At 41.0% G+C, this 3,154-nt stretch carries 2 protein-coding genes; one reads left to right on the top strand and one right to left on the bottom strand.

Going from position 1 to position 3,154, the window contains the following annotated elements; translation table 11 throughout:
• Positions 1-228: 228 nt before the first annotated feature.
• Positions 229-1,752, top strand: a complete 1,524-nt coding sequence (tnpC, locus tag ACT3RM_RS17380) for an IS66 family transposase (protein WP_441836641.1) — start codon at positions 229-231, stop codon at positions 1,750-1,752.
• Between the two features lie 336 nt (positions 1,753-2,088).
• Here the strand turns inward: tnpC and ACT3RM_RS17375 are convergent.
• Positions 2,089-3,154 (bottom strand): trypsin-like serine peptidase (locus ACT3RM_RS17375; RefSeq protein ID WP_444511463.1); only part of this gene is annotated, 1,066 nt, incomplete at its 5' end.

Genomic DNA, 3,154 nt, shown 5'->3' with positions numbered 1-3,154 from the left:
AAAGCAAACGTTCAAATGGCCAACCAAAGCCAGTCTGCAAGAATTTGAGCTCAGTCCAGAGCAACTGGATTGGTTGTTGTCGGGATATGATGTGCTTGGTCATGAAGAGTTGCGGTATAAATCGATGATCTAATCGATCATATTGGCAGTAAATGATCGTTGCCACACCGTCTGTTTTATCTTTGCGTCAAGCAAGAAAACACCGTCAAATTCTGTTAAATTGCGAACATGAAAATTGATGCACACTCACTTCCTGACGACCCAGAACAACTCAAGCGCATGTTGCTTGAGTTGCAACAGCATATGGATGAAAAGTTAGCTGAAAAAGACGCGCAAATTCACGAATTGCTACAAGCTTATAACGCGAAATTAGCCAAAGAGTACGCCAAAAAATCTGAAAAGATGCCGGGTGCAGGCGAAGTATTCAATGAAGCAGAAGATATTCTCGATGAACATGATAAAGCGCTATTGGCCACATCGGCCTCAGTAAAGAAAGAAAAAGCCAAACCGAAACGCCGGCCACTGCCAGCGCAGTTGCCGCGAATTGAGGTGGTTGTTGACCTCGAAGAGGATGACAAAATGTGTGATTGCTGTCAAAGCCCCCTTCACAAAATGGGTGAAAGCAGCAGTGAAGCACTCGAGTTTGTGCCAGCGCATATCAAAGTCATCAAAACCATTCGCCCTAAATATACGTGCCGTCACTGTGAGCGTGAAGGCATTGAAAGTGTGGTAAAAACCGCCCTCATGCCCGCAACAGCCATTCCCAAAAGCATCGCAACGCCCAGCTTGCTGAGCCAAATAATCATGTGTAAATACCAGTTTGGCTTACCACTTTATCGCCAAGAAACCATGTTAGGCGATATTGGTATTGAGTTGAGCAGACAAACCATGTCGAGCTGGATGTTGCGCTGCGCAGACCTGTTGTCCCCTCTGTATCAACGCTTAAAAGACGTGTTGCTATCTCAACCGGTTATTCACGGCGATGAAACCCCGTTAAACGTCATTAATGCAGATAAAGCAACCAGCTATATGTGGCTGTATTGTTGCGGCGATGATAAACCAGGTAAAGGCACTAATATTGTCCTGTTTGATTACCATAACAGTCGCGCAGGCCAATGTGCGGTTGATTTCCTTGATAGTTACGAAGGCTACATGCACGTTGACGGCTACAAGGCTTACGAGCAAACGAAGGCAACACTGGTTGCATGTCTAGCGCATATACGCCGTAAATTCATCAAGGCTAAAGGCAATAATAAAAAAACCGTTAAAGCGGATGTAGCACTTAACCTTATTCGCAAGCTCTACGGTATTGAGCAAGCCATCAAAGATAAATCGCATGATGAAAAATTCAAGATAAGGCAGAGAAAAGCCAAACCAATCGTTGATGAATTGTATCAATGGTTACTCAAGCATAAAGATAAAATCCCACCTAAAATGGCGCTAGGTGAAGCAATTACCTATGCGATAAATCAGTTTGAGAAATTTCGGCGCTACCTTGATGATGGCAGGCTCAGTATTGACAATAACCGTGCAGAGCGAGCTATAAAACCGTTCGTAATAGGGCGAAAAAACTGGTTGTTCTCAAATACCTGCAATGGTGCACATGCCAGCGCCATACTTTATAGTCTTGTTGAAACCGCAAAGGCCAATGACCTTGTAGTGCATGACTATATCTCTACTTGCTTACAGCGCATTGCTGAGCAGCCAGATAACCTTGAGCCACTGCTACCTTGGAACATTAAGCAAAGCTAGGTGTCGTTAGCTAGACGCTTACACTATAACTGCAATCTTGCAGTTATATTTATGCGTGTAATGTAGGCTTAATAGTGATAAATGCTCGCTTAATGCAAGATGTGCAAGTGATAATCGATAAAGAGATAAGTTTTAGCCCAAAAGAGTAAGCTTAGTAGCGCAGTCTTATTTACTCAACAAGGTGGCTATCTAGTTTATTAGGGTGTTATTTACTCAATAAGATGGCTGTCTAGTTTATTAAGGTGGCCTAGTTTATTAAGGTGGCTGTCTAGTTTATTATCTGAAAATAGACTGGATAAAGGTAATCCAGTCTTATAATTTATAGAGTCGTTAAAGCTAGTAACTTGCAACCCACTCTTTGATTTTATTGAAAATTGTTAAATCTATTTTTGTTCCGAAATTTTGGTTGGCACTACCATAGGCATGAATACCTCTTACATTATTACCTGAATCCATAATACCACTACCACTTTGTCCGCCATACGTGTCTAACGAATAGTATATATGGCTAGTATCGGAAGTCGTTCTGCCTGACATTCCCCACATTTGCCCAAACGGTTTATCGCTTGGGTAACCTGTTACTGTATACGTACCATTACCAGCGTATATCCCATAACCATTCCAACCATTGTGAGGGGCTGATTTAAGGATAATCATTCCATAATCTAAACTTGGGTCACTATCGTAAAACCAACCTGGAGTTGTAAGCACTCTAGTATAGCTCTGTGTACCAAATGGTTTTGAGTATCCATTCTGCCCAGCGCTAAAGGTTAAGTTGTTTATCCATGTTCCGTTTCCTGGTGCTATACAGTGGCCTGCTGTTAAAACGTGCTTTGGACCAACCAATACACCAGTACACCCAGAACTAATTCTACCAATATTTCTATAAGGGCTGACTGTCGTATATTGGACTCTAGTTCGCCCATCAGAACCATGTACATTAGAAGGCGTGATTTCATTTTCCTCTACTGGGCTGCCTGGCATATAGCCCACTAAAGCAGATAGCTCTTGTTCAGTTAAAGCTGAAGTACGCACTTTATCTAACGCAGATTTAAAAATACGTAAATCTTCGTCTGTCGCTAAGTTGATATATTGGCTGCCATCAGGAGTAGTTGATATTGTACTTAAAGCTTCACGTTTAACATTAGTTTTTTCTATATTACTTGATGATTCCGTATATGGAGTAATAGCGAACTGGTCAACAAAGATTGCTTTTTCTTTCATTAATACATCTGCTGCAAATGAGCTTGATGTAGATAATAATAATGCGAGGTAAACCGTTTTATATTTCATTGGTAATCCTTTTTGTGTTTTATATTTTATATATATCCTTTCGGTATTGTATGAAAGTGTTGAGTAACATAAATCGTACCGACTTTTAAAACATATCATTGATATTAAA

Source organism: Pseudoalteromonas sp. AOP7-A1-14 (assembly GCF_052376275.1).
Classification (GTDB): Bacteria; Pseudomonadota; Gammaproteobacteria; order Enterobacterales; family Alteromonadaceae; genus Pseudoalteromonas.
The sequence above is the reverse complement of the archived record's forward strand: the minus strand, read 5'-3'. Positions and strand labels throughout refer to the sequence as shown.